The following is a 25,703-nucleotide window of genomic DNA, read 5'->3' as shown; positions in this document are numbered from 1 at the left end:
CTTCACCCGGACAGTTGCGGCATCCTAGAGACCGGCCCGTGCGCCGAGCTGACCCACGAGGTTCGAGGGCGCGATGCCGCAGGCCTCGATGAAGCAGTTGACGCCGAGACCGCGGAGCATGCCCTTGGCTTCGGAGGCTTTGCGACGCGCAGCGAAGCCACCGATGTCCATCAGCTCTTCCATCTTGGCCATGGTCGCTTCGTAGTCGCCGGTGTCGTATTCGACGGCGACGGGCGTGGCATAGGGGAATTGCGTGATGAAGTTCTGACGGCGCAGCGCGATCGGGTCGACACCCAGTTCACGGGCGGCCTTGTCGATCACACGCTCCAGCTGGAACGTCGCTTCGGGGCGGCCAGCACCGCGGTAGGCATCCACTGGGACGGTGTTGGTGAAGACGGCCTTCACGTTCACCTGCACGGCGGGTGTCTTGTAGTTGCCCGCCATCAGCGTGCCGTGGAGCCATGTCGGCACCGAGGACGCGAAGGTGGACAGGTAAGCACCCATATTCGCCAGCGTGTCGGTGCGGATGCCGATGAAGTTGTTGTCCTTGTCGAGCGCCAGTTCGATCTTGGTCACGTGATCGCGGCCATGGGCGTCTGACATGAACGCTTCAGAGCGGGTCGCCGTCCACTTGACCGGACGGTTGCACGCCTTGGCGGCGAAGGTGCAGAACGCCTCTTCCGCGTAGTGAAAGATCTTGGTGCCGAAACCGCCACCCACATCGGGGGCCACAACGCGCAGCTTGTGCTCGGGGATGCCCAGAACGAAGGCCCCCATCAGCAGGCGGATCACGTGCGGGTTCTGCGAAGTGGTGTAGAGCGTGTGCTCGTCACGGGCGCGGGAGTAGTCCCCCACGGCAACGCGCGGCTCCATCGGGTTGGCGACGAGGCGGTTGTTCACCAGTTCCAGTGTCGTCACATGGGCCGCGTTCTTGAACGCGGCGTCGGTGGTTTCGGTGTCCGTGCCGAACTGCCAGTCGTAGCAGAGGTTGTCGGACAGATCGTCATGCACCTTGGTGGCACCGGACTGAAGCGCCTTGGCCATGTCCACGACGGCGGGCAATTCTTCGATGTCGAGCACGATGGCTTCCGCCGCAGTGCGCGCCTGTTCGAGGCTGTCGGCCACAACGGCGGCGATCGGATCGCCCACGTGGCGCACCTTGCCCTGTGCCAGAACCGGATGCGGCGGTTCCTTCATCGGATCGCCGTTCTTGTCCGTCACCTGCCAGCCGCAGGGCAGACCACCCACACCTTCAAAATCCTTGCCGGTGAAGATGCGGACGACGCCCGGCATACCTTCGGCGGCACTGGTGTCGATGCCATTGATTTTGCCATGCGCAACGTCGGAGCGCAGGAAATGCACATAGGCCTGGCCATGTACGTTGATGTCGTCGGTATAGTTTCCGGCGCCGGTCAGAAAGCGGACGTCTTCGCGCCGCTTCGGGCTTGCGCCAATGCCATGATCTTTCGGCATAGTGATGTTCCTCCCTAGGAGTGGCGTGTGCAGGCACACACCCTACAATTGTGGATTATTCAGCCGCGACCGCGGGCACGTCCTGACCGGATGCCGCCATGATGGCGCGCACGATGTTGTGGTAGCCTGTGCAGCGGCAGATATTGCCTTCAAGGTAATCCCGCACTTCCGCCTCAGAGGGCTTGGGGTTTTCTTTGAGCAGTGCGGCAGCCGACATCACCATGCCCGGCGTGCAGAAACCGCACTGAAGGCCGTGATAATCCTGAAACGCCTGCTGGATCACGCTGAGCGAGCCATCCGCATTGGCCATGCCTTCGATGGTCTTTACCTCGGCCCCATGGGCCTCGGCGGCAAACATGGTGCAGGACTTTACCGCTTCGCCGTTCACATGCACGACGCAGGCGCCGCACTGGGACGTGTCGCAGCCGACATGCGTTCCTGTCAGGCGCAGATCTTCGCGCAGGAATTCGGTTAAAAGCGTGTTGCCTTTCACCTCACCGGAAACGGTCTTGCCGTTTACCGTCATTGTTACCTTTGTCATCAAACTCCTCCCGTGGGTCTTTTGATAAGTGTTGTGTCAGAACTGTGTGACGATCAAGAAACGAGTTTCTTGAACCATCCTTTTTTCTTTTCGCCGCCGTCGCCATCGGCTTCCGCTTCGGGGGCGGTGTCGGCACCCTCTTGCGGGCCTTCAACGGCAGACTGGAAATTGCTGAAGAACTGATCCGCCATCTTCTTGGCGAACCCGTCGATGATGCGGCTGCCCAGCTGCGCCAGCTTGCCGCCGACCTTGGCATCCACATCGTAATGCAGTTCGGTACCGCCCTCGACCGGGACCAGCCGGACGTCTGCGCCGCCTTTGGCAAAGCCGGCAGCGCCCCCCTTGCCTTCACCTGTCAGGGTCAGGGATTGACCCGGCACCATGTCGGACAAGACAACCGTGCCTTTGAACGTCGCCTTCACCGGACCGACTTTCTGCACAACGGTCGCTTCAAAACCTTCTTCGGCCGAACCGCTCATCTCGGTGCAGCCCGGCACACAGGCTTTAAGGACTTCAGGATCAAGGATCGCGGACCAGACCTCTTCAGGGCTGGCGGCAATCGTGCGGGAATCGGTCATCTGCATGGGTGTGATCCTTCTTTGACGGTCAGCCTAGGGGGTTGGACCCCCGGGGCATATAAGACCAATGGCTTAACATACGCGAGAAAGCTATCTTTCCGGGGGTTGATGCGTCAGCCCGTAGCTTTCGAAAATTGCTGCGATCCGTCCATCGGACAGAGCCGCGAAAATACTGTCATCAACGGAGTAGCTCAGACCCCGATACGCGAAATGGCTCCCGGTGCCGAGCGTCCATTTGGATTTGGCCAAACCCGGCAGCGGAGGCTGGTGGATCGAGACCCCCTCGCCCGCGCCGAATTCAAGCTGCGCCAGTGGGCCCATCGCTGCCATCACCTCGCCGTCGTTCAACGCTTTCATCGCGGCTTGCATGGTCGGGTAGCGGCGTACACCTTTTGCCAACTGCCCACCCGCGAAACTCGTCAGGTAGAAATCGGCGATGGAGTCGTTCTCGACCGCAACGGTGTCAAACCGGAAATAGGCCGGGACCGGGCCACCATCGGGATATTCGGCATCCGAATAGGCGATGGCGATGCTTTCGGTCATGTATTGACCGGTGAACACCACCTGTTCGACCCGACAGTTGAACGCGCTGTCATAGGGAACGCGCATCATCACGTTGGACACTTTGCCGTCGATCAACGGCCCCTGCCAGATGTGATAGCGCAGGTCCGCTTCAAGGTTTTCGCCCGCGCTGAAGAACGTGAACCATGGTTCGACGCCAAGATCTTCGGCGATCAAGCGCGCGATGTCGATGTCGATGCCCCGGGGGGCTTCGGCATCCCCCCAACTGTAGGGTGGATAGTCTTCGTAGACCGCGAAGGTGATGAAGCCGCGCTCCATGATCTGGTCCAGATCCTGCCCGACAATGTCGCGGCTGGCATTCTGCGGCTTGGCCTGCGGCACATGATCAGCGCAGGGATCGCTGGCCAGGACGGGTGAGGCCATGGCCACCAGGGTTGCGGTGAACGTGGCGCGAACCAGGGTGTTCATGGCGTCAGTGTGCCGCTGAGAGACCGATCGTCAAGGCCTCGGCGGCGCGGGCATAGGCCTCTTGTGTGCCGTCGATCAGGTTCGCCGCGCGGTACGCGGCGCTGTCGGCCACGGGTGCGCCGGACAGGGTTTCGATCCCGGCAGCAATCTCGCTCAGTTGAGTCTTGAGCGCGTCTGCATCGGCGTTTGTCGGGTCTTCGGCATATCCTGCGATCTGATCCCGCAACGCCTTGAGTGAATCCGAGGCGTCTTCCATCGACGCATCGTCGGGGCGGGTTTCGATGTAGGTGCGGATCGCCCAGGCCGCGTCCTGACCCAAAAGCTCCCCGAAGGCGGGCATCTTGGTGATGCCGTTCTGGGTGTAGCCGTCGCGGAAGCGTTCGGCATACCACTCATCGCCATATTCCTCGGCTTCGAGGAAACGCAGGTCGGGGGCGAGACCGCCGGAAATCACTTCGAGACCATGGCAGCGGGCGCAGTTCTGGTTGTAACCCGACGCGCCAATCGCAACCGCCTTGGCCCAAATCTCTTCGCCCACCAGTTCCGCGCGGTACGGGTTTTCGGTCAGCCACTCCTCACCGTTCTCAGGAAGCCCGGTTGTGTCGACCGCTTGCGGCGCCACATCGCCATGCGCATGAACGAGGCTGGCTGCGGCCGTCAGGGCCGCGATGGCCAGAGCTGTTTTGAATGTGAATGCGGTCATGGGGTCCTCCTCAGGCACAATGGTGTGTCTTGGCCGATGTGTAATGGCGCGTTGGCACCCCCGGTATTGGACTTTCGTGGCGCGGAAGGCCGATTCAGGCCCCTGAGGCACAGGACAATGGTCGTATTTCCCGCCGTTTCGAAGACCGACTACCGTCTGAGCGGGAGGAACCGTCCATGTTGCAAACACATCTTGCGTGTGCCTTTTGCGGAGTGCTGGCTTTGGGTCTTGCGGCCCCGGCTTTGGCCCAGGTCAACGTGGACATCCATTACATCAAGCAAGTGGTGGCGCCGCCTCCGACCCTGTCCAATCTTGATCCGATCCCCGAGGATTTGGGAGTGCGGGGTGCCGAACTGGGGCTTGAGGACAACACCACCACCGGCCGGTTCCTGGGCCAAACCTATCGACTGACCATGACGGACGTTCCCGAGGACGGCGATTTCGCCGCCGCCGTGCGTGCGGCCTTGGCCGACAGCGCCCTTCTTGTGATTGACGCGCCGATGGCTCAGCTTCTGGAAGCCGCCGATCTGCCCGAGGCGGCAGAGGCGCTGTTTTTCAACGCGGGTGCCGCGGATGTTGCGTTGCGGGCGGACCAGTGCCGCGCACAGGTGCTCCACACGATCCCGTCTTACGCAATGAAGGCAGACGCGCTGATGCAGTTCTTCGTGGCGCGGCGCTGGGACGAGATTGCCCTGATCGCCGGAGACCGGGCCGAGGATGTGGCCTGGGCTGACACGCTGGAAACCTCCGCCCGCAAGTTCGGGCTCACGTTCGGGGCGCGCAAGACATGGGCGTTTGACGCCGACATGCGCCGCAATGCGTCGCAGGAAGTGCCGCTTTTCACGCAGGATCTGGGCGATTACGACGTTCTGCTGGTCGCCGATGCAGCAGATGATTTCGCGCGTTACATCTCTTACAACACGTGGCGTCCGCGCCCGGTGGCCGGATCGGAAGGGCTGCGCCCGGTGACGTGGCACCGCGTGGTCGAGGCGTGGGGGGCGGCCCAGCTGCAGTCGCGCTTCGAAGACCTGGCGGGCCGGCCGATGCTCGACCGCGATTACGCCGTCTGGGCCGCGATGCGTGCGATCGGAGAGGCGGTGACCCGCACCGGCGCCGCCGACGCCGCCACCCTGCGCAGCTACATGCTGTCCGACGCGTTTGAACTTGCGGGCTTCAAGGGACGGCCCCTGACCTTCCGCACGTGGAACGGTCAGCTGCGGCAGCCGATCCCGCTGGTGCATGAACGCGCTCTGGTGGCGCAAGCCCCTCTGGAGGGCTTCCTGCACCAGCGAACCGAGCTTGACACGTTGGGGCTCGACCAACCCGAAAGCGGATGTGCCGCCTTCGAGAACTGACCTGCTTCTTCATCTTGCCCGGTAAACTCCGGGGGTTCGGGGGCTGGCCCCGGATCCGACCGCAACCAAAGGGACCGACGCCCATGAAACTGCCGATCCTCACCACCCTGACCGCCGCCCTCTTGTCGACCACGGCACTTGCGGACGAGATCTGGGTGACCAACGAAAAAGACGACACGATCAGCGTGATCGACATCGAAACGATGGAGGTGGTTCGTACGATCGAGACCGGCGAACGGCCTCGCGGGATCACGTTCTCCAAGGATTATTCCGTCGTCTATATCTGTGCCTCGGACAGCGATGCGGTGCAGGTCATGGACCCGAACACGGGCAAGATCCTGTATGATTTGCCTTCTGGCGAAGACCCCGAGCAGTTCGTCCTGCACCCCGACAACCGGCATCTCTACATTGCCAACGAGGACGACGCGATCACAACTGTGGTGGATACCCAAACCCGCACCGTTGTCGCGCAGATCGACGTCGGGATCGAACCCGAAGGCATGGCGGTCAGCCCGGATGGCAAGATTGCGATCACGACTTCGGAAACCACAAATATGGCGCATTGGATCGACACCGAGACCCAGACCCTCTTCGCCAACACGCTGGTCGATTCGCGGCCACGTCATGCGGAGTTCACCAAGGACGGGACCGAGCTTTGGGTCAGTGCCGAGATCGGCGGCACGATCTCCATCTTCGACGTCGCGACACAAACAGAGAAAGCCAAGATCGACTTCGAGATAGACAACATCCATCCCGACCGGGTGCAGCCTGTCGGGTTCGAGTTCACCAATGGCGACACACATGCCTTTGTCGCCCTCGGACCGTCAAACCATGTCGCCGTGGTCAATACCGAAACCTACGAGGTGGAGGACTACATCCTTGTCGGCCGCAGGGTCTGGCATCTGGCATTCAACCGCGACCGGACGCAGCTTTTTACCACCAACGGGGTGTCGGGCGATGTAACGGTGATCGACGTGGCCAGCCGCAAGGCGATCAAGAGCATCAAGGTCGGCCGGTTTCCGTGGGGCGCTGCTTTCCGCCCGACCGAATGACGTCCGGCACATCCAAGACAACCCATCACAATTTGACGACTCAGGAGACGACCGTGAAGAAACTTGTAACCGCCCTCGGCCTTGCCATTCTTACACCAGCCTTAACCCTTGCCGATGGCGCGCCGCGCGATCAATGGGGCCGCGCGGGCATCCTGTCTTCGGCCAACAAAGCTGAATTGCCACCAATCACATTGAGCGCTGGTATGCCGCTGGCGGATGCGGCCTGGGTCCTAACCTCGGGCACCTATTACGAGTTCGAGATCGAAGGCGACGGCTCGGCCGAACTGGCGCTGGAAGGGTCCGAGTTTTTTCGGGCGATCTGGATCGACGAGATTGTGGTGAATGATCTGGAGATCCGTCCCATCGGTGTGAACTCGATCGAATTTGACGATGCCGGGGAAATGGAAATCGGTTTTGTCGCGATCAAGCCGGGGACATATTTCCTGCGTATTCCCGGATCGACCGGCGAGACCCAGCGCCTCAACATCACGATTGAATGACGCGAGGCTTTCTCTGCGGCGCGTCCGATGCGTCGACGCATCGTGATTTTGCGTTGACGCAAAATCGGGGGCGCTCCCCGAAGTATTTTGGAACCAGGGAAGACTGGACGGGTCACGCGGATGAGTTTGCAGGTTTCTGATCTGTCCTTTTCCTATGGACCTAAGACAGCGTTGGAGGCTGTGTCCTTTTCGGTTGGGCACGGGCAGTTTGCGGCCTTGCTCGGCCCGAATGGCGCCGGGAAATCGACGCTGTTTTCGCTGCTGACGCGTCTTTTTGTGACACAGGGTGGCACAATTTCGATCGCGGGGCATGATCTTGCAGCGGCCCCGTTGTCGGCCATGGCGGATCTCGGGGTGGTGTTTCAGCAATCGACGCTGGATCTCGATCTGACGGTGCAACAGAACCTGCGCTATTTCGCGGCGTTACACGGGATGTCCGGGCGTTCTGCCGATATGCGGATCGACGCCGCATTGGACCGTTTGGGCATGGCCGAGCGCGCGGGCGAAAAGGCGCGCGGGCTGAACGGCGGTCACCGGCGCAGAACCGAGATCGCACGGGCGCTGCTGCATCAGCCGAAGGTGCTGTTGCTGGACGAGCCGACGGTGGGGCTGGATGCCCCCACGCGGGCCGGTTTGACGCAACACATCCACGACCTGTGTTCGGACACCGGGGTGACTGTGCTTTGGGCCACCCATCTGACGGATGAGGTGCGGGACAGGGATCAGGTGATCCTGCTGCATCGCGGTCAGGTGCTGGCGGATGGCCGCTGCGGCGACCTGCGCGGTGACCATCCACTGCCTGAATATTTCGCGCAGATGACGGGAGCACGGGCATGAGGCATGCGCTGATCGCGATGCGGGCCATCGTTTTGCGCGAGGCCTTGCGCTTCGTGCACCAGCGCGAGCGGTTCATTGCGGCTCTGGTGCGCCCTCTGGTGTGGCTTCTTGTGTTCGCTGCGGGCTTTCGGGCCGCCCTGGGTCTGTCGATCTCGCCGCCTTACCAGACCTATATCACCTACGAGACCTATATCGTTCCGGGGCTGTGCGGGATGATCCTGCTGTTCAACGGGATGCAATCCTCTCTCAGCCTTGTCTATGACCGCGAGATGGGGTCGATGCGGCTTTTGCTGACCGCACCACTGTCGCGGGCGTGGCTTTTGTTCAGCAAGCTTTTGGGAAGCACGATCATTTCGATCCTGCAGGTTTATGCATTCTTGTTGGTGGCGTGGCTGTTCGACATCACCTTGCCCGGCTGGGGCTATGTCGCTGTCCTGCCCGCGCTCTTGCTGGGTGGGCTGATGCTGGGGGCGCTGGGGCTCGCGTTGTCCAGCTTCATCAAGCAGTTGGAGAACTTCGCGGGGGTGATGAACTTCGTGATTTTCCCGATGTTCTTCCTGTCCTCGGCGCTCTACCCGCTGTGGAAGATGGCGGAGAGTTCAGAGCTGTTGCACGACATTTGTGCCGCCAACCCGTTCACACATACTGTCGAGTTGATCCGCTTTGCGCTTTACGTCGAGCTGAACCCCATGGCGCTTCTGTGGACGGCGCTGGCGACGGTGGTGTTCATGGCGCTGGCGGTCTGGGGTTATGACCCCGCGCGGGGGATGATGACCCGCAAGGGGTGATCTACGACCATAGCAAGGGTGAATTCCGGCGCGCGTTGCGCTAGGCTTAGACCATGAAACATTTTCTGATCCCGCTGAGCTGCGCCATGGCGCTGAGTGCCACTGCCCTTTGGGCCGAGCCCGAGGAAGACGATCCCGGTGGTGTGCTGAACCCGGACGAGATGACGTGGCAATCCATGTTGGACCGCGCCGAGAAAGGCGAGACCGGCATGGTGCTGTGCTCCACGGGCTATATGCTGACCAAATCGGGCGATCATGCCACGGCGCGGGCGTTGTTCGAGAACTGCGCCAATGCGGGCTATACCGGGGCGATGACCTGGATGAGCCAGTTGGACAACAACGGGCTTGGCGGCGACTACGACCCGGATGCCAGCGCGGCCTGGGATCGTCAGGCGGCAGAACTTGGGGACCGAGTGGGCAAGTTCAACCACGGGCTGAACCTGATGCGCGGGCATGGGATCGCCAAGGACGAGGCGCTGGGTCGACACTTTGTCGATGAAGCGGCGTCTGAAGGTCTGGAGATCGCGCAGCGGTTGCAGGGCGCTGGCTACGACCTCGACGAGGTCACGCCGGATGCGGACAATTGGAAATACGCGCCTTTGTTTTAACGGCGACGCGCCTGCAATTGCGCAGGGCTTCCCGACAATTCAAGAATGCGCGTCGCGAGGCGTTCGGCCTCGGAGATTGCGTGGGTGACGAGAAGCGTCGCGACGGGGTGGTTGTCGCGCAGGCGCTCGAACAGGGTCATCATTTCGTCACCAAGTTCGGCGTCGAGGCTGACGAAAGGTTCGTCCATCAGAAGCACATCGGGTTTTCCGGCAAAGGCGCGGGCCAGTGAAAGGCGGCGTTGCTGGCCGAGGGAGAGTTGATCCGGGAACGCGTCGCCGCGCCCGGCGAGCCCGACCTCTTCCAGCGCGATGTCGATCTGATCAGGCGTCAGGCCCAGCGTGATCCGCAGATTGTCAGCGACGCTGCGCCAGCGCATCAGGGTGGGTTCCTGAAACACCATTGCCAGTTTGTCGGGGCGGCGGACATGGCCGTCGTAGCGGTGTTCAAGACCCGCGATGATGCGCATCAGCGTGGTTTTCCCGACACCGGACGGGCCCGTGATGGCCACGGTTTCGCGGGGTGCCAGACGCAGGTCGATGGCCCCCAGCACCGATTTGTCACCAAAGCGCATGCCGTCCAGAGTGACGCACAGGACCGGCGGGGGTGCGTCCGCCGGTGTGGGGGTGTCGCGGTTGCTCACCAGTTTCAGGGTCGGCGCCGCAGCCAAGCTCAGCTTCCCGGCTGGACAAAGACGCCTTCAGGCAAGGTCGTGGCTGCGCCGATCAGTTCCTCACCGCCAAGATCGGCCATGAGCGCCAGCATGCGGGCCGCGGCGTCTTCGTCAACGGGTTGGTCGGCGGGGATGCCTGCGATGAAGCCTGCCTTGAGGGCTTCGAATTCGGCGTCGGTCTTGGCGTTCATGCGGGGGCGCAGGCGGTCCCACTCGGCGTCGGAGGACGCCAGCAGGTCCTTGGTCGCGCGGCTTGCGGCGGCAAGGCCCTCGACCAGATCAGGGTGATCGCGCAGCATCTCGCCCCGCAGGACGTAGCCCAGAAGTGGGGTTTCGGGGTCCAGACCCAGTTCGCGCGCGGCGTCATCCACGGTGATGAGCGGCGTCATGCCGCCCGCTTCCATCTTGGCAAGGAAGTGCCAGAAGTTGATCGCGCCGTCGAGTTCGCCCTGAAGCCCAGTCTTGTAGATCAGCGGCGGAGCACCGAAGACCTGTTCAGTCTCGGTCACCAGATCCATACCGTGCATCTTTTGCGCATAGGCGCGCAGGATCAGCCAGCTTTTGTCGAGCGGCCCACCGGCGATGCCGATCTTGCCGCCCTTGAGGTCGGCGAGCGAGGTGGCGGTGCTGCCTTCGGGGATCAAAAGTGCGCCCACGGCCTTGGAGTAGGGCACGAAGATGTAATCCTTGCCCTCAGCCCGCTGACGCGCGACCCAAAGCCAGTCGGACACGATCACATCCGCCTCGCCGCCCTGAAACGCGACCTGCGCGGCTGACCCGCCTGCAACGCCCTGAACCACCAGTTCAAACCCGTTTTCGGTATCGAAGCCGTTGTGTTTGAGACTGTCGAGTTCCCAGTTTACCGTGCCTGCTTCAAGCACGGCGGCACGCAGAACGGGGGTTTCGGCGAGTGCGCCTGTGGCGACGAGAACCAGCGCGGCAGAGGTCGCGCGGAGTGTGGAGAAAAAGCTCATCATGTCCTCCCAGAATGATTGGCCCCACAGTACCAGCCGCTTTTCTTGCGAAAATACGACCAAAGGATGTGGGCCAAGGTCGTAGCTCTTGATGTGGATCATATTGGCAGATTTCTGGCGTTCTTACCTTGGGGCATCTTATTGAAGGAGACCACCAATGACCCGTTTTGCCCTGATCGCAGCTGCAAGTCTCTGCGCCCTGCCCGCCTTTGCCAGCGAGACCACCTTTGAGCAGGTGAAGATCGATGCGGGCAAGACCCTGTTCGAGGCCGAGTGCCGCCGCTGTCACGCGGTGGAGCCGACGGATTCGTCTTACGGCCCGCCTTTGGAGAACATCGTCGGGCGCGGCGCCGGGACCTATCCAGATTACGACTATTCGATTGCTTTGGAGGCCTCGGGCATCGTCTGGACCCCAGCGGCACTGCGCGCGTGGATGGAGGACAATGACGGCTTCATGCCGGGCACCAAAATGCGCCATGTCGGCATCGAGGACCGGACGGTGCAGGATTTCATCCTGTCCTATCTCGTGTCGATCACGACGCAGGACAATTCAGCGATTTCGAAGTGAGGTTATGAGCGCGAAGGATGCATTCTTGGCATTTGGCGATGTCAACGAGCGCTGATGGTAGGCAAAGGTAGGGTGCGTGAATCCACGCACCTTTTTCGTGCATCGAGCGGTGCGTGCAAGCACGCACCCTACGCTTGCTGCTCCGTACGGGGTGCGATTCGCCGCAGCGAATGCCCCCCTGTCAACCTCCCAAAGGTCTTACGACACAAGTCGCGTACAACACGCATTCGTTATCCCTATACTGCCGGTCAGCCGTCCATATGCGCCCCCCGTGCATCTGGATACCTGCAACTGAAGTTCATGGGAGGAATACGGATGAACAGATTTGTTGCCGCCGTCACAGCCAGCCTACTCGCCGCGTCAGGCGCTCTGGCACAGGGTGTGACCGAGGACATGCTGGCGAATGACCAGACGATGACCAATCAGGTCGTCACCAACGGGATGGGGCGGCATCTGCAGCGCTATTCGCCGCTGGAGACGCTGAACAAGGACAACGTCAAGAACCTTGTTCCGGCCTGGGCGTTCAGCCTTGGTGGCGAAAAGCAGCGCGGTCAGGAGACGCAGCCGCTGGTCTATGATGGCATCATGTACATCACCGGATCGTATTCGCGCCTCTATGCGATTGACGTGAACACCGGCGAGGAAATCTGGCAGTACGATGCCCGGCTTCCCGAGGGCATCCTGCCCTGCTGTGACGTGATCAACCGGGGTGCGGCGCTTGCCGGCGACAAGGTGATCTTCGGCACGCTGGATGCGCGGATCGTGGCGCTGGACGCCAAGACCGGCGATGTGGTCTGGCGCGATCAGATCGACGACTACAAGGCGGGCTATTCCTACACGGCGGCTCCGCTGGTTGTTGGCGATCTGGTGATCACCGGCAATTCGGGTGGTGAGTTCGGCATCGTCGGATCGGTGCAGGCGCGCAATGTCGAGAATGGCGATCTGGTCTGGGAACGCCCGGTGATCGAAGGCCATATGGGCATGCTCAATGGCGAAGAAAGCACCATGACCGGCACGCTCAACGCGACATGGCCGGGCGACATGTGGAAGACCGGTGGCGGTGCCACATGGCTGGGCGGTTCATATGACGAGCGCACCGACACGCTGATCTTCGGCGCAGGTAACCCGGCCCCTTGGAACAGCTGGCTGCGTGATGCGGGTCAGGACAATTCCGGCAAGGGCGACAACCTTTATGCCGCCAGTCGCATCGGCATTGACCCGGCGACCGGCGAGATCAAGTGGCACTACCAGACGACGCCGCGCGAAGGCTGGGACTATGACGGTGTGAACGAAGTTGTGGCGTTCGACGCCCGCGACGGGTCGCAGCGTCTGGCGACAGCAGACCGCAACGGCTTCTTCTACGTGCTGAACGCCGCGGATGGCGGCTTCATCAGCGGCACGCCGTTTGTGAAGGACATCAGCTGGGCCGAGGGTATCGACGAGAACGGTCGTCCGATCTTTGTCGAAGAGAACCGTCCGGGCGATCCGACTGCCGCAGCCGATGGCAAGAAGGGTGAGGTCGTGTTTGCCTCGCCGTCCTTCCTGGGTGGCAAGAACTGGATGCCGATGTCCTTCTCGAAGCGGACCGGCAACTTCTACGTGCCGTCGAACGAATGGGGCATGGACATCTGGAACGAGCCGATCACCTACAAGAAGGGAGCGGCCTATCTGGGGTCCGGTTTCACCATCAAGCCGAACTACGAAGACCATATCGGCTCGCTCAAGGCGATTGACCCGGATACCGGCGATTGGGTCTGGGAATACAAGAACGACGCGCCGCTTTGGGGTGGTGTGATGACCACGGCCGGTGGGCTTGTGTTCTTCGGCACACCGGAAGGCAAGTTCATCGCGCTGGATGACGAGACCGGCCAGGAGCTGTGGTCGTTCCAGACCGGCTCCGGCATCGTCGGTCAGCCGATCACCTGGGAACAGAATGGCGAGCAGTATGTCTCGGTCATCTCGGGCTGGGGTGGCGCGGTTCCGCTCTGGGGGGGTGAAGTGGCCAAGAAGGTCAACTACCTCAACCAGGGTGGCACGCTCTGGACCTTCCGCCTGCCGAAAGAGCTGGCCTCGGCGAACTGATCCTTACCGGATCTTGTGAGATCGAGCGGCGCACCTTCGGGTGCGCCGTTTTTTGTTGGTTTCGCAGGAATGACAGACTTAAGCCAGTCTCGCCCTGGGCCTCCGGGCGCGTGAATAACCGTTTCCGCATTGCTGGCAAACTCTTGCCATAAAAGGGGAATATCCGAAAACCATGGATTTGAATTGTCTGGTAAAGGTCGATGGCTATGAAACTGTGGATGGCTTCGTATGAAGATGGGCGCAAAGCGCTCGAACCCGGAATAGAACGGATCGCCGCCTTTCTTGGAGGACGATACACCAGACTGTCACCGCAGGCCTCCGGGCGCGCGGACTACCTTATGGCTTTCGCTGTGCGATTTGTTCGCAGGATGTATAGCGGCAACCCGTCTGCCGCAGCGCCGACCGTTTCATCTTTGACACGCGGCGAGCAAAAAGCCTGTCAGATCATTTTCGAAACACTGGATGCCCGTCTGGGAGATGAAATCGAGCTCATGACGGACCATCCGCGGGTGGCACACGAGATCTACGGGCTTTACAAGTTTCGCAACGTGGGCGACCTTGCGCGCGAGGTTTTGGACGACACCTGTCAGGCAAAGATTGATGCTGGCGGCTTCAGCCAGATCGAAAACCCTCTGTCCTGCGCAGTTCTGATCATGAAAGCGTTTGCTGAAACCGAGGCCCACGCAACAGGCGCACCATCCGGTCCGAAGAATATCGAGACAACGGACCCCAAGTTCATTGAATGGCAAAGCGAGTCACCTGACCCCGACTTGTGGCATCAAATGCTTCCAGAATTGAACTATGACATTCCCGAGAATGTACAGCTTCTTTACTGGATCGTCCGCCAACCCGGGTGCGATCGTGCGACCGCCGCCGGCGTCTTTCTGATGTTGTACGGTCAGGCCATCGTTGGCATGCTCAAGGACAAAAGTTCCGCACAATTTCCCGGGTCCCTTATCCTCGATATCTGCGAACGAGCAAATTCGCAGGGATTTGCCCGGCAGGAATTGTCGCTTGCGTCCATTGGATATGCCAATGACCAACGCCCCCTTCTGAACGAAATGCGGCGGCTCTTCGAAGAACGGTCAATCCATTCCGACGAGAATGTTCCGGTGCCGGTCGGGCTATTCAAGGATGTCCTGAGCGGTCGCACCCCTCAGAGCCGGTATACGGCGCATTCCGAGCACATCGTCAGCTTGGACGGTTGATGGGTGATCTGACTGGCAGTTTTGCGCACTGGTGACGAAAACCGCATGAAATCGAGCGGCGCGCCTTCGAGTGCGCCGTTTTTGTTTCGGTCAGGCAACGGCTGCCTTGGTCCGGTTCCGACGCCGCAACCGCAGGCAAACTTCGGCTATCACAAGGTATGGTACGAAGAACGCCAGAACCTGGACGCGATCAAACGCCCCGTTGAATGTCTCATTGGATGCCACACCACCAGTCAGGCCATACCAGATCGCGTAATGCATTCGGTAAATCCACGATCCGACGGCCAGAACCACGAGGCGCACCGCCCACTCGAAATGGCTTCGCCTCTGTCGAGCAACGGCGTGCGAGACTGTTTTGATCGCAGCAAACAGAATGGCCGCGCCATAGAGCGCAAAACCGAAGTCCATCCACGCTCCGCCGATGGTTCCGACACTTGCGATATAGACCAGACCCCCTACACCGGTCACGACAGCCGCCGTCAAAAGTCCGTATCCAGATCGCCTGTGCAGACGTGGCCATCGGTTTCGCAGGATCGGCAGGGCCTGAAGCGGAGCACCGATCGTCAAGACGGCCCCGGCCAACATGTGACCCGCCAACGCGACATTCGCCACGATACTGTCCGTCAGGAAGACCCGCGAAACGTCAGACGGACTGTCGGACAGCAGGCCCTGAACACCCAGTTGTGCCGAATAGACGACGAACCAAAGCGTATTGATCGCGAGGATCAGAAGACCAATGGAAGACAAAGCAGAGCGCATGGCAGTGACTTAGCCCTGCGATGCGGGAATGACAGAGACGGGCATTCACGCAGTCATTGGGAGGTGGGCTTTGAACACTTTGGTCCGGATGACTGAGCTCAGGCCGATGATCAGAATGCCGATTGAGAACAGGCACCAGATGGCGGGCATTTCGTTTGGATCGTTTGTCAGCGTGATCGCCAGAAGTGGACCTGCCATGGCATGGAACACCACAAACCGCCACGCGCCATAGATCAACGGCAGGACAAATGCAGCCGCCATGTAGAGCGGGAACTGCACAGTAACACCGATGGCGCGCCAGAAGTCATTCAGTGGCACCTCCCAACCGATATGCCATTCGCCTGAAACCAGACACCAGGACAGACCACAAAGGATGTCGCCGGGTTGGCAAGGTCCCAGCGCCTCGACCGGAACCAGTCGGAACAGCAAAAGCGCGGAGGCCAAGGCACATGCGCCATAGACCCAGCGTTGCAGCCTTGGCGAAACGCGTTCGGGGGCAATGGCCATGGCGAAGGCATTGATGAAGAACGGCTGAAACGCGATGTGGATATACGACAGCTGCGTGATCAGCCGATTCTCGGGTTCGCTACATTGGTCGACGTAGGAATAGCCCGCAGCTTGCAGGGCTTCCATGAATGTGAAGTACCCCATCGTCAGCCAAATCGCTTTGGGATCGCCCCGCAAGAAGGTAACCGCCGTAGCTGCTCCTCCGAGTGCCACCATCCCTATGGATGCTGTTTCGCTCCAGCACATTGGCTGCCCTCCGTCTGGGGAAGGCAGTTATGCGCGGTGGGTCCTGGTTTGTCACGCGAAAAGCTGTTTTGCGCGCCTTTGGGTCAGCCTCGCCCCTTCCCCAAATGCTTCTTCAACGCGCCCGCGTTCCGTTCGCGACGGCCCTTGTAAGGGTTCTTGTCCCCCTGCCCGCGTAGGGTCAGGCGGATGGGGGTGCCCGGCATGTCGAAATCCTCGCGCAAGCCGTTGACGAGGTAGCGCTTGTAGCTGTCGGGCATCTTGTCGGGGTGTGAGCACATGACCACGAAACCCGGCGGGCGGGTCTTGGCCTGGGTCATGTAGCGCAGCTTGATGCGTTTGCCCTGCGGTGCGGGCGGCGGGTGCTGTTCGAGCATGGCGGCCAACCAACGGTTGAGCTGAGCAGTGGTCACGCGGCGGTTCCAGACGGTGTGGGCCTTGACGATTGCCGCTTGCAGGCGGTCGAGGCCGCGTCCGGTTTTCGCGGAGACGGTGACAAGCGGCGCGCCCCGCAGTTGTGGGAGGAGGCGTTCGAACTCCTCTTTCAGCATCTTGAGCTTGTCCTGCTTGTCGTCTTCCGTGTCCCATTTGTTCACGGCGATCACGACGGCGCGGCCTTCGCGTTCGGCCAGATCAGCGATACGCAGATCCTGCGATTCAAACGGGATTGCGGCGTCGAGCAGGACGACCACAACTTCGGCGAATTTGACCGCGCGGAGGCCATCGGACACGGAGAGCTTTTCCAGCTTTTCCTGCACCTTGGCCTTTTTGCGCATGCCCGCCGTGTCGAAGATGCGCATATGCACCCCGTCCCATTCCGTCTGGACGGAAATGGCGTCGCGGGTGATTCCCGCTTCGGGGCCGGTGAGCAGGCGGTCTTCGCCAAGGATCTTGTTGATCAGCGTGGATTTGCCCGCATTGGGACGGCCCACAACGGCGATTTGAAGCGGCTTGGCCTTGGTGATGGCGCGGGGCGCGTCGGGATCTTCATCGTCGACATCCACTTCGGTTTCGGGGGCGTCTGCTTCGGCGCGTTTTTCGAAGGCGTCGGCCAGCGGTTGCAGCATGGCGTAAAGATCCGGCATGCCTTCGCCGTGTTCGGCCGAGATGCGCAGCGGTTCGCCAAGACCCAGAGCGTAGGCTTCCAGAACACCGGCCTCAGCCGCGTTGCCTTCGGCCTTGTTGGCACCAAGGATCACATGCGCTGCACGTTTGCGCAGGATCTCGGCCAGCACCTCGTCGGCGGGGGTGACGCCGACGCGGGCGTCGATCAGGAACAGGCAGATGTCGGCCATGTCCACGGCGCGTTCGGTGAGTTTGCGCATCCGGCCCGGCAGGCTTTCGTCTGTCGCCTCTTCCAGACCGGCGGTGTCGATCACGGTAAAGCGCAGATCGCCCAGCTTGGCCGCCCCTTCGCGCAGGTCGCGGGTCACACCGGGCTGGTCATCCACCAGAGCCAGCCGTTTGCCGACCAGACGGTTGAACAGGGTCGACTTGCCGACATTGGGGCGGCCGACGATGGCAAGGGTGAAAGACATGGGCGCACAGGACTCCGGTTCAGATCAAGCCGCCCGCCTAGCCTATTTCCCGCGCCTGCGAAAGGGGTCAGCGATAGGCGTGCAGCACACCGTTGGTGGACACCACGTAAAGCGTGCCATTGGCCACAACGGGGCGCGTGGTGGCACCGCCGCGAATCTCGGTCTGGCTGATCAATTCGCCCGAAGCCGGATCGAAGGAGCGCAGGAAGCCATCGGACGAGGCAACGATGAGGCGCCCGCCGGCCAGGATCGGACCGTGGTTGGCGAATGCCGAGTCGCGGCGGCGTTGTGGACGGCGCACAGGTTCGTAGCCCGGCAGATCGACCGCCCAGATCTGTTCGCCTGTCGTAGCGTCCAGACGCACAAGCTCGTTCAGGTCAGAGACGAAATAGACCGAGTTGCCCGCCGGCCAGACCGGGTCCATTGCACCCTGCTGCGCGGTCCAGAGCCGTTCGCCGGAATTGACGTTGAGCGCGACAAGACTGCCGGAATGGTTGCCCGCGTAGACGGTATTGCCGTCAATCACCGGGTAGCCCGTGATGTCATCGACCAGCGATATTGCAAAGCCCTTGCGCGACCCGACGATGTCCGCGCTCCAGAGGCGCAGGCCGCCCTGACGGAACGCGCCCTGTACGGCACCGCTGCCGAACGAGAAGACCACATGGGTGTTGTTGACCGCCGGTGGTGCTGCACCGGCGACGTTGCCTACATCGCCTAGACCGTCTGACTGCCAGCGCACCCGGCCATCATCGGCTTCGATTGCCCACGCGGTGCTGTCGCCCGCGACGAGGTAGACCAGACCGCCGAACACGGTGGGTGCGCCTGTTGCCGTGGCCTGCAAGCGCTGGGTCCAGATTTCCTGACCCGTTGCGGCGTCGAGAGCGGTCAGCGTGCCAAAACCGGACGTCACATAAAGCCGACCGTTGTCATGCGCCAGACCACCTGCCAGCGCTTGCGAGGCATCATCGCGCAGGGGCACGAGGCTGTAGGACCACAGCGCCTCACCATTGGTGGACGTGGCAGAGACGCGGCCTGCGCTGTCGACTGTGAAGATGCGACCATCGGCGACCACGGGATCGGTGATGATCCGCGCGCGGCGTTTGTCGCCCTGCCCGATGGAGGTCGACCAGACCGGCGTCAAATTGGCAGAGAGCGCGGCGTTGCCAATCCGGGTCGAGGGGCTGACATGGCTTTGTGCCCATGCCGCGTTGTTCACCGTGGCGGGGATGTTTGCTGCGAGTGCGGCGTTTTCGGGTGTCGCGGCCACGGCATTCACCGGGTCTTGAAGAACCTCGCGGACGCCCAGACGTTCGCCCGGCAGCATAATCTCGCGATCTGCGCAGCCGGCCAGAACACCGGTTGCGATCACGCTGGCCAAAATAAGTTTCGCTTGCACTGCCCTGCCCTCGTCTTTTTGTCGTGTCGGACCCTGACGGCCCTCCGATCAGGACGCCTCGATCTCGCCCCCCAGCGCCACAATCAACTGAGACGCGCGTCGGCGCAAGCCTGCTGTCAGTTCCGAATCCGACAGAAGTGCGTTGAGGCGGGTCAGTGCGGCTTCGGTGTCACCTGCTTCGATGTCGAGCAACGCCAATTGTTCCTCAGCCAGAAGCCGCAGCGGCGCGCCGGGTACGGCCATCGCTTCGAACGCCACGCGCCGTTCGTCGGCACCGAGCGCGCTTTCGGGACGTGTCAGCGCCTTGAAGCTGGCGATCTGGCGGTAGATCTCTGGCAAGTCGCCATCGGTGGCTGCCGCGTTGAGCCGTTCGGCAGCGGCGGTTCCGTTGCCTTCCAAAGCTTCTTCCGCGGCTATCAGCATATCGAGCACGGCAGCGCCTTCGGCGGTGGGGGCCTCGATCTGGTCAAGCGCGCTTACACGATCCGCAGCGGCGTCATTTTCCAAAGCGGCCAGGATCGCATCCCCAAAGGCCTGCGCCTTGGCCGTTTCGGCGGCGCGGGTGTATTCGCGATAGGCTGTGCCGCCGACCAAGAGCAGAACCGCAACCACCGCAATCCAGCCATAGCGGCGCATCAGAGCGAAAAGGCGGTCGCGGCGGACCTCTTCGGTCACCTCTTCGATAAAGCTGTCTGTGTCGCTCACCCTGAAGCCCCTTTTGACCTGCGCCTCTTGCTGGACGCGCGTACATTTTGCCCCTCATACCGTGATGCGCCTCGGGTGCCAAGCCGCGGTTTTCCGGTGTTTCCCACGCAATGTAATGTGACATAAGCCATCCGTTGCTCAATTCCTGCACACCCGCCTGCAACGACGCCCTGAGACAAGGTGAACCATTCGGTTCATCTTGAAAAAAATTCTGCGGAGACTTAATCTAAACTGATTAGTTCACCGTATGTCTTATTGCGGGCAAGAAGACCGGATAAGACACACGAAGACCGGGGCAAAGACACCCGTTTTACGATAGATCGGCAGGCACAAGGTTCGTCTGATGCGCATAGTTCCCCTTATCACCGCCTGTCTGGTGGCCGCCGTTCTGTTTGGACTGGTGATCGAACGAGAGCGTTTCTTCGCGCTTTTGTCGGACCTGAGCCCCCGCGAGGTTGCAGACGCGCCTTCCGAAGAGGTTGCGGCGGCGCCTGAAGCAGAGGGTTCAACGGAAAACGAGGTCCTCGCGGACGGTGTTGTGCGGGTCATGGCTAAACGCTCAGTTGCGCAGGAAATCGGAACTCAGGTGCGGCTGCGTGGCGAAACGGAAGCGGCGCGGCAGGTGTCCGTCGTGTCCGAGGTCAGCGGCAAGATCATGTCGCCGCCCCTGCGCAAGGGAACCTTTGTTCAGGCGGGCGATCTGCTGTGTTCGGTTGATCCGGGCACACGGGCGTCAGCCCTTGCCGAGGCAGAGGCCAGGCTGGCCGAAGCCGAATCCCGCCGCCCCGAGGTCGAAGCACGGATTCCCGAGGCGCAGGCCCGACTGGCCGAAGCCCAAGCGCGGCTTGAGGAAGCGCGGATCAATGCGACTGCCGCCGAGCGTCTGAGCCAGGACGGGTTCGCCAGCCAGACCCGCGTGGCCAATACCGAAGCCGCCGTACAAAGCGCACAGGCCGCCATCACAACGGCAGAAGCAGGCGTGAAAGCAGCCGAGGCGGGGTTGGACGGGCTGACCGCCAGCATCGAAAGCGCGCGGGCCTCTGTCACGCGCGCACAGACGGAAATCGACCGACTTCAGATCACCGCGCCGTTTGCCGGAGTGCTTGAGACCGATACCGCGGAACTTGGGAGCCTGATGCAGCCCGGTGGCCTGTGTGCCACGGTGATCCAGTTGGATCCGATCAAGGTGGTTGGATTTGTTCCCGAGACCGAGGTTGGCCGTGTCGAAGTGGGCGCAATGGCCGGGGCCCGGCTGAACGGAGGCCGCGATGTGATGGCCCGCGTGACCTTCCTGTCCCGCGCCGCTGATCCGACGACACGCACTTTCCGGGTGGAACTGACCGTTCCGAACCCCGATTTTTCCATCCGCGACGGACAGACAGCCGAGATTCTGATCCAGTCGCAGGGTGTTCTTGCGCACCTCTTGGCGTCGTCCTCGCTGACTCTGAATGACGACGGCACGTTGGGAGTTCGGGTCATCGACGCCGACAGTGCGGCACTGTTCATGCCTGTCGAAATCCTGCGCGACACGCCGGACGGCATATATGTCAAAGGCCTTCCCGATCAGGTGGATGTGATCACCGTTGGGCAGGAATTCGTCACGGATGGTGTGCCCGTCGCCCGCAGTTTTGAAGAGGTCATCCAATGACCGGGATTGTCGATTGGGCGGCTGAACGCGCCCGGATGGTGCTGGCGTTCATTGCGTTGTCACTGGCCATCGGGTGGTTTGCCTACGACACGCTGCCCAAAGAAGGTGAGCCGGATATCGAAATCCCGGCTCTCTTCGTGTCAGTCCAGTTCCCCGGTATTTCGGCTGCAGACAGCGAGACCCTGCTGGTCAAGCCGATGGAAACCGAAATGGCGGATCTGGATGGCTTGAAATCCATGTCCGGCACCGCTGCCGAAGGCTATGCGGGTGTTGCGCTCGAGTTCGAGTTCGGCTGGGACAAGACGCAGGTCATGGCCGATGTGCGCGACGCGATGAACAAAGCGCAAGCCAGCTTTCCGTCCGGAGCTGAGCAGTATTCGATCAACGAGATCAACTTTTCGGAATTCCCGATCATCATCGTGAACCTCACAGGCCCTGTGCCCGAACGCACGATGGCGCGGGTGGCGAAAGACCTGCAGGACCGTTTGGAATCGCTGGAGCCCGTGCTTGAGGCCGGGCTTGCCGGGAACCGGGATGAAATGCTCGAAGTGGTGATCGACCCGCTTCGGCTGGAAAGCTACAACGTCACGGCTGACGAACTGATCAATGTTGTTCGCAACAACAACCAGTTGATCGCGGCAGGCGAGTTGCGCAGTGAACAGGGCAGTTTCGCAGTCAAGATCCCCTCCAGCTTTGACGATCAGCGCGATGTGTATGATCTGCCGGTCAAGGTGAATGGCGACCGGGTTGTTACGTTGGGCGATCTGGCGACCATCAACCTGACATTCGAGGACCGCGAGGGAACGGCGCGGTTCAACGGGGAAAAGACGCTGGCCTTGCAGGTGGTGAAGCGCAAGGGCTTCAACCTGATCGACACCGCGACACTGGTCAAACAGGAGGTCGCCGCGGCCGAGGCAAACTGGCCGCCGGAACTGCGCGCCGCTGTGCAGGTGGGCAGTTCGAACGACCAGTCGCGGATCGTGGACAGCATGGTCAAACAGCTGGAGGGGTCGGTTCTGACCGCCGTGGCCCTGGTGATGATCGTCGTTCTGGCCTCGCTCGGTCTGCGGGCGGCGCTGCTGGTCGGCTTCGCGATCCCGACCTCGTTCCTGCTGTGTTTCGTGTTCCTGACAATCATGGGGGTCAGCATTTCGAACATCGTGATGTTCGGGCTGATCCTTGCGGTGGGGATGCTTGTCGATGGCGCCATCGTGGTGGTGGAGTATGCCGACAAGCGCATCAAGGACGGCTCGGGGCCTATGCATGCCTATGTCGAGGCGGCAAAGCGGATGTTCTGGCCGGTGGTGAGTTCGACCGCGACAACGCTATGTGCCTTCCTGCCGATGCTGTTCTGGCCGGGTGTTCCGGGCGAATTCATGGGGATGTTGCCCGTCACGCTGATTTTCGTGCTGTCAGCATCGCTGGTGGTGGCGCTGGTTTACCTGCCGGTCATGGGGGGCGTCACGGGGCGTTTTTCGCGCATGCTGGATCGTGCGTCGACCGCCATGAAAGCACGGACGCCGTGGCTTTTGCGGGCGGCGCTGGTTCCTGTCGTGCTGACGATGCTGTTCCTAGGCGCGCTCTTGCTGCTTGAGCCGGGGTTCCTGTTCCCGCCCTTGGGCAATGGACTCGTTTCGCATCTTCCGGGCGTGGCGCTGTTTCTGGTGGCATCTGTGCTGGCGTCGATCGTGCTCGATGCGGCGTCGATCACCTGGAAACGGACTCGGGTCGAGGGCAGCCGCCGCCGGACGGCTTTCGGCTATTTCACCAAGCTTATCGCGGGCAATCCGATCATGCCGATCGTCGCCATTACCAGCGTGCTGGGCTTTGTTGTCAGCGTGTTCATGTATTTCGGTGAACACAGCAACGGCGTCGAATTCTTTGTGGAGTCCGAACCGGAACAGGCGATTGCCTATGTCCGCGCGCGAGGCAACCTGAGCCTTGAGGAAAAGGACGCCCTTGTCCGCCGGGTCGAAGACATCGTGCTGGCGCATCCCGGCGTGATCAATGCCTTTTCCTTTGCTGGCGACGGCGGTCTGAACACCGATGCCAGCGGGGCCTCCATTCCCGGCGACACCATTGGGCAGGTGCAGTTCGAGACAATCCCTTGGGAAGACCGCGCTGATCGTCCCGATCTGGACGGCAATGTCGTGATTGCGGAACTGAACGCGGCGGCACAAACCCTGCCGGGGATACAGGTCGAGATCAAGGCGCTGGAACAGGGCCCGGCAAGCGGCAAGCCGGTGCATCTGCGTCTCAAGGCGGATGACTGGGATCAGCTGCTGGCTGTCACCGAGACCACACGTCAGAAGTTTGAACAGACGCCGGGCCTGACACTGATCGAAGACACGCGGCCCCTGCCCGGCATCGACTGGCAGATTGATGTCGATGTGGAAAAGGCCGGGCGTTACGGTGCCAACGTGGCTGTGGTTGGTGCGATGGTGCAATTGGTGACGCGGGGTATCCTGCTTGATACGATGCGTGTCCCCAGTTCGGACGAAGAAATCGAAATCCGTGTGCGTCTGCCGGAAGAGGACAGATACCTGTCAACGCTCGACACGTTGCGCGTGCGCACCCCAGACGGGCTGGTGCCGCTGTCCAACTTCATCACCCGCAAACCGGTGGCCAAACTGGCCGAGATCAACCGTGTCGACCAGAAGCGCTATTTCGACGTCAAAGCAGATGTTCTTGTCGGCCTGAGCAAGGTCGTCGAGGCGGGTTCTGACGGCACTGACACTACGCTGGGCCTGATCGAAGCTGCCGAAGACGGCGCAATCCTCGGCCCGAATGAAACACGTTATGCGGTGTTCGATGCAGGGGCTGAACTGTCTGCGGTCGCCCTGCAAGACGCGCTCGACAATGGCGCACGGATCGTGCCGGTCAATGCGAATGAACGGATCGCCCATCTGACGCAATGGCTCGACACCGATCCGCTGCCCGGGATTCAGTGGGAATGGACCGGCGATCAGGAAGAACAAGAGGAAAGCGGCGCGTTCCTGATGAACGCCTTTGCCGCGGCGCTGGGGTTGATGTTCATCATCCTGCTGGCGCAGTTCAACAGCTTCTACAACGCGTTGTTGGTGCTGTTGGCGGTGGTGCTGTCCACCACGGGTGTGCTGATCGGGATGCTGGTCATGGATCAGACCTTCAGCATCATCATGACGGGCACCGGGATCGTCGCGCTGGCCGGGATCGTGGTGAACAACAACATCGTTCTGATCGACACCTACCAGGAATACTCGCGCTACATGCCGCGGATCGAGGCGATTGTGCGCACCGCCGAGGATCGCATTCGTCCGGTGCTTCTGACCACAATCACAACGATGGCGGGCCTTGCGCCAATGATGTTCGGCCTGAGCCTTGATTTCTTCGGAGGTGGCTATTCCATCGACAGCCCAACGGCGCTGTGGTGGAAACAGCTGGCAACGGCTGTGGTGTTCGGCTTGGGCATCGCGACGGTTCTGACGCTGGTCTTCACCCCCGCTATGCTGGCGGCACGGGTGTGGTTCACGACCTATGCGCTTTGGTTCTTCCGGTTGCTGGCCCGTCTGGGTGGCGGCAGCGCGAGCCGCGCTGGTCGCGACTGGACATTGCAGCGGGCGGCGCGCAAGCTGAAATCACCGACGATCCTTTGGGAAGACGACGAAGGCCGCCCTGACGCCGACTACGAGGAAGGCACATCCGGGGCGCCCGGCCTTGATGATCTCAAGCGTATTCTGCAGCGGTCACAGGCCAACGAAGGTACGCCCCCGGTCAGGGCTGCTGAATAATGTGGCAGCTTTGTTAACCGCACTTGTTCTATTTGAGTCAGAGTTGATGATTGTTGCGCAAAAGTGAACAGACATCGTCCATTGCTTGGAGAGTATGGCTTTTTTGAGTAGGACAGAAGCGCTGCTGTAGTAGGAGGGTTTTATGTACTGGGAGAGCGGGCGTATCTGTTTCGGGGGCGGAAGCTCGACAACGACCGTGTCGTCGTCTG

General features: G+C 61.4%; 22 protein-coding genes and 1 pseudogene. 11 read left to right on the top strand and 12 right to left on the bottom strand.

The window, feature by feature from the left end; genetic code table 11:
- Positions 1–27: 27 nt before the first annotated feature.
- From JJ869_RS11340 to pedF, 5 genes and pseudogenes are all read right to left on the bottom strand, one after another.
- Positions 28–1,473: pseudogene (locus JJ869_RS11340) on the bottom strand (xanthine dehydrogenase family protein molybdopterin-binding subunit); the annotation flags it as partial.
- 55 nt (positions 1,474–1,528) lie between these two features.
- On the bottom strand, positions 1,529–2,014 hold the full coding sequence (locus tag JJ869_RS11335) for a (2Fe-2S)-binding protein (RefSeq protein ID WP_292267277.1): 486 nt from the start codon (positions 2,012–2,014) through the stop codon (positions 1,529–1,531).
- A gap of 53 nt (positions 2,015–2,067) precedes the next feature.
- Positions 2,068–2,598, bottom strand: a complete 531-nt coding sequence (locus JJ869_RS11330; protein WP_292267274.1) for a carbon monoxide dehydrogenase subunit G — start codon at positions 2,596–2,598, stop codon at positions 2,068–2,070.
- A gap of 84 nt (positions 2,599–2,682) precedes the next feature.
- Entirely contained in the window at positions 2,683–3,537 is an 855-nt protein-coding gene (locus tag JJ869_RS11325) for a transporter substrate-binding domain-containing protein (RefSeq protein WP_292267279.1), read from the bottom strand.
- 49 nt (positions 3,538–3,586) lie between these two features.
- A complete protein-coding gene (pedF, locus tag JJ869_RS11320; RefSeq protein WP_292267272.1) occupies positions 3,587–4,285 on the bottom strand; it encodes a cytochrome c-550 PedF in 699 nt (232 codons plus the stop codon).
- Positions 4,286–4,461: 176 nt separating this feature from the next.
- On the opposite strand from pedF, the gene JJ869_RS11315 reads away from it, so the two are divergent.
- The 6 genes from JJ869_RS11315 (at position 4,462) to JJ869_RS11290 (ending at position 9,425) form a co-directional block, all read left to right on the top strand.
- The gene (locus JJ869_RS11315) at positions 4,462–5,640 is read left to right on the top strand and encodes an ABC transporter substrate-binding protein (RefSeq protein WP_292267270.1); all 1,179 of its coding nucleotides are present in this window, start codon (positions 4,462–4,464) and stop codon (positions 5,638–5,640) included.
- Between the two features lie 83 nt (positions 5,641–5,723).
- On the top strand, positions 5,724–6,692 hold the full coding sequence (locus tag JJ869_RS11310; protein WP_292267267.1) for a YVTN family beta-propeller repeat protein: 969 nt from the start codon (positions 5,724–5,726) through the stop codon (positions 6,690–6,692).
- 53 nt (positions 6,693–6,745) lie between these two features.
- Positions 6,746–7,192 carry a hypothetical protein gene (locus JJ869_RS11305; protein WP_292267266.1) on the top strand — a complete coding sequence of 149 codons (447 nt, stop codon included), beginning with the start codon at positions 6,746–6,748 and terminating at the stop codon, positions 7,190–7,192.
- Between the two features lie 120 nt (positions 7,193–7,312).
- Positions 7,313–8,029, top strand: a complete 717-nt coding sequence (locus JJ869_RS11300; RefSeq protein ID WP_292267264.1) for an ABC transporter ATP-binding protein — start codon at positions 7,313–7,315, stop codon at positions 8,027–8,029.
- On the top strand, positions 8,026–8,817 hold the full coding sequence (locus JJ869_RS11295; RefSeq protein WP_292267262.1) for an ABC transporter permease: 792 nt from the start codon (positions 8,026–8,028) through the stop codon (positions 8,815–8,817). Before JJ869_RS11300 ends, JJ869_RS11295 begins: the two co-directional genes overlap by 4 nt.
- Before the next feature lie 53 nt (positions 8,818–8,870).
- Positions 8,871–9,425, top strand: a complete 555-nt coding sequence (locus tag JJ869_RS11290; RefSeq protein ID WP_292267260.1) for a sel1 repeat family protein — start codon at positions 8,871–8,873, stop codon at positions 9,423–9,425.
- On the opposite strand, the gene JJ869_RS11285 is transcribed toward JJ869_RS11290, so the two are convergent.
- Positions 9,422–10,093 carry an ATP-binding cassette domain-containing protein gene (locus JJ869_RS11285; RefSeq protein ID WP_292267258.1) on the bottom strand — a complete coding sequence of 224 codons (672 nt, stop codon included), beginning with the start codon at positions 10,091–10,093 and terminating at the stop codon, positions 9,422–9,424. The genes JJ869_RS11290 and JJ869_RS11285 overlap by 4 nt on opposite strands.
- Before the next feature lie 2 nt (positions 10,094–10,095).
- Positions 10,096–11,070 carry an ABC transporter substrate-binding protein gene (locus JJ869_RS11280; protein ID WP_292267256.1) on the bottom strand — a complete coding sequence of 325 codons (975 nt, stop codon included), beginning with the start codon at positions 11,068–11,070 and terminating at the stop codon, positions 10,096–10,098.
- Between the two features lie 157 nt (positions 11,071–11,227).
- Here JJ869_RS11280 and JJ869_RS11275 point away from each other — a divergent pair, with 157 nt between their 5' ends.
- From JJ869_RS11275 to JJ869_RS11265, 3 genes are all read left to right on the top strand, one after another.
- The gene (locus tag JJ869_RS11275; RefSeq protein WP_292267254.1) at positions 11,228–11,638 is read left to right on the top strand and encodes a c-type cytochrome; all 411 of its coding nucleotides are present in this window, start codon (positions 11,228–11,230) and stop codon (positions 11,636–11,638) included.
- Positions 11,639–11,953: 315 nt separating this feature from the next.
- Complete coding sequence (locus tag JJ869_RS11270) at positions 11,954–13,720, top strand: PQQ-dependent methanol/ethanol family dehydrogenase (RefSeq protein WP_292267251.1); 1,767 nt, start codon at positions 11,954–11,956, stop codon at positions 13,718–13,720.
- Positions 13,721–13,938: 218 nt separating this feature from the next.
- Entirely contained in the window at positions 13,939–14,928 is a 990-nt protein-coding gene (locus JJ869_RS11265; protein ID WP_292267250.1) for a DUF4274 domain-containing protein, read from the top strand.
- Positions 14,929–15,018: 90 nt separating this feature from the next.
- Here the strand turns inward: JJ869_RS11265 and JJ869_RS11260 are convergent, their stop codons facing one another.
- The 5 genes from JJ869_RS11260 to JJ869_RS11240 form a co-directional block, all read right to left on the bottom strand.
- Positions 15,019–15,687 (bottom strand): DUF2306 domain-containing protein, encoded by a 669-nt coding sequence (locus tag JJ869_RS11260; protein WP_292267247.1) that lies wholly within the window; start codon positions 15,685–15,687, stop codon positions 15,019–15,021.
- Between the two features lie 45 nt (positions 15,688–15,732).
- Positions 15,733–16,440 carry a DUF5765 domain-containing protein gene (locus tag JJ869_RS11255; protein ID WP_292267244.1) on the bottom strand — a complete coding sequence of 236 codons (708 nt, stop codon included), beginning with the start codon at positions 16,438–16,440 and terminating at the stop codon, positions 15,733–15,735.
- An 83-nt stretch (positions 16,441–16,523) separates the two neighbouring features.
- Entirely contained in the window at positions 16,524–17,975 is a 1,452-nt protein-coding gene (gene der, locus JJ869_RS11250) for a ribosome biogenesis GTPase Der (protein WP_292267242.1), read from the bottom strand.
- A gap of 67 nt (positions 17,976–18,042) precedes the next feature.
- Positions 18,043–19,371 carry a PQQ-like beta-propeller repeat protein gene (locus tag JJ869_RS11245; protein ID WP_292267239.1) on the bottom strand — a complete coding sequence of 443 codons (1,329 nt, stop codon included), beginning with the start codon at positions 19,369–19,371 and terminating at the stop codon, positions 18,043–18,045.
- A 48-nt stretch (positions 19,372–19,419) separates the two neighbouring features.
- Positions 19,420–20,076, bottom strand: coding sequence for a hypothetical protein (locus JJ869_RS11240; protein ID WP_292267235.1), 657 nt, complete (start codon positions 20,074–20,076; stop codon positions 19,420–19,422).
- 343 nt (positions 20,077–20,419) lie between these two features.
- Here JJ869_RS11240 and JJ869_RS11235 point away from each other — a divergent pair, with 343 nt between their 5' ends.
- Both JJ869_RS11235 and JJ869_RS11230 read left to right on the top strand, forming a co-directional pair.
- Positions 20,420–21,724, top strand: coding sequence for an efflux RND transporter periplasmic adaptor subunit (locus JJ869_RS11235; RefSeq protein WP_292267232.1), 1,305 nt, complete (start codon positions 20,420–20,422; stop codon positions 21,722–21,724).
- The gene (locus JJ869_RS11230) at positions 21,721–25,494 is read left to right on the top strand and encodes an efflux RND transporter permease subunit (RefSeq protein WP_292267230.1); all 3,774 of its coding nucleotides are present in this window, start codon (positions 21,721–21,723) and stop codon (positions 25,492–25,494) included. The genes JJ869_RS11235 and JJ869_RS11230 overlap by 4 nt, the downstream gene beginning before the upstream one ends.
- The last annotated feature ends 209 nt before the right edge of the window (positions 25,495–25,703 follow it).

Origin of the sequence: Marivita sp. (genome assembly GCF_017643905.1) — a bacterium.
Taxonomy (GTDB): Bacteria; Pseudomonadota; Alphaproteobacteria; order Rhodobacterales; family Rhodobacteraceae; genus Marivita.
Note: the sequence above shows the minus strand (reverse complement) of the source record. Positions and strands in the feature narration are given on the sequence as shown.

Bases quoted from the DNA above. Each gene is read 5' to 3' on its own strand.
- JJ869_RS11335 (WP_292267277.1), bottom strand. From the start codon at position 2,014: ATGACAAAGGTAACAATGACGGTAAACGGCAAGACCGTTTCCGGTGAG.
- JJ869_RS11330 (WP_292267274.1), bottom strand. From the start codon at position 2,598: ATGCAGATGACCGATTCCCGCACGATTGCCGCCAGCCCTGAAGAGGTC.
- JJ869_RS11325 (WP_292267279.1), bottom strand. From the start codon at position 3,537: ATGGCCTCACCCGTCCTGGCCAGCGATCCCTGCGCTGATCATGTGCCG.
- pedF (WP_292267272.1), bottom strand. From the start codon at position 4,285: ATGACCGCATTCACATTCAAAACAGCTCTGGCCATCGCGGCCCTGACG.
- JJ869_RS11315 (WP_292267270.1), top strand. From the start codon at position 4,462: ATGTTGCAAACACATCTTGCGTGTGCCTTTTGCGGAGTGCTGGCTTTG.
- JJ869_RS11310 (WP_292267267.1), top strand. From the start codon at position 5,724: ATGAAACTGCCGATCCTCACCACCCTGACCGCCGCCCTCTTGTCGACC.
- JJ869_RS11300 (WP_292267264.1), top strand. From the start codon at position 7,313: ATGAGTTTGCAGGTTTCTGATCTGTCCTTTTCCTATGGACCTAAGACA.
- JJ869_RS11295 (WP_292267262.1), top strand. From the start codon at position 8,026: ATGAGGCATGCGCTGATCGCGATGCGGGCCATCGTTTTGCGCGAGGCC.
- JJ869_RS11290 (WP_292267260.1), top strand. From the start codon at position 8,871: ATGAAACATTTTCTGATCCCGCTGAGCTGCGCCATGGCGCTGAGTGCC.
- JJ869_RS11280 (WP_292267256.1), bottom strand. From the start codon at position 11,070: ATGAGCTTTTTCTCCACACTCCGCGCGACCTCTGCCGCGCTGGTTCTC.
- JJ869_RS11275 (WP_292267254.1), top strand. From the start codon at position 11,228: ATGACCCGTTTTGCCCTGATCGCAGCTGCAAGTCTCTGCGCCCTGCCC.
- JJ869_RS11270 (WP_292267251.1), top strand. From the start codon at position 11,954: ATGAACAGATTTGTTGCCGCCGTCACAGCCAGCCTACTCGCCGCGTCA.
- JJ869_RS11265 (WP_292267250.1), top strand. From the start codon at position 13,939: ATGGCTTCGTATGAAGATGGGCGCAAAGCGCTCGAACCCGGAATAGAA.
- JJ869_RS11260 (WP_292267247.1), bottom strand. From the start codon at position 15,687: ATGCGCTCTGCTTTGTCTTCCATTGGTCTTCTGATCCTCGCGATCAAT.
- JJ869_RS11255 (WP_292267244.1), bottom strand. From the start codon at position 16,440: ATGTGCTGGAGCGAAACAGCATCCATAGGGATGGTGGCACTCGGAGGA.
- der (WP_292267242.1), bottom strand. From the start codon at position 17,975: ATGTCTTTCACCCTTGCCATCGTCGGCCGCCCCAATGTCGGCAAGTCG.
- JJ869_RS11235 (WP_292267232.1), top strand. From the start codon at position 20,420: ATGCGCATAGTTCCCCTTATCACCGCCTGTCTGGTGGCCGCCGTTCTG.
- JJ869_RS11230 (WP_292267230.1), top strand. From the start codon at position 21,721: ATGACCGGGATTGTCGATTGGGCGGCTGAACGCGCCCGGATGGTGCTG.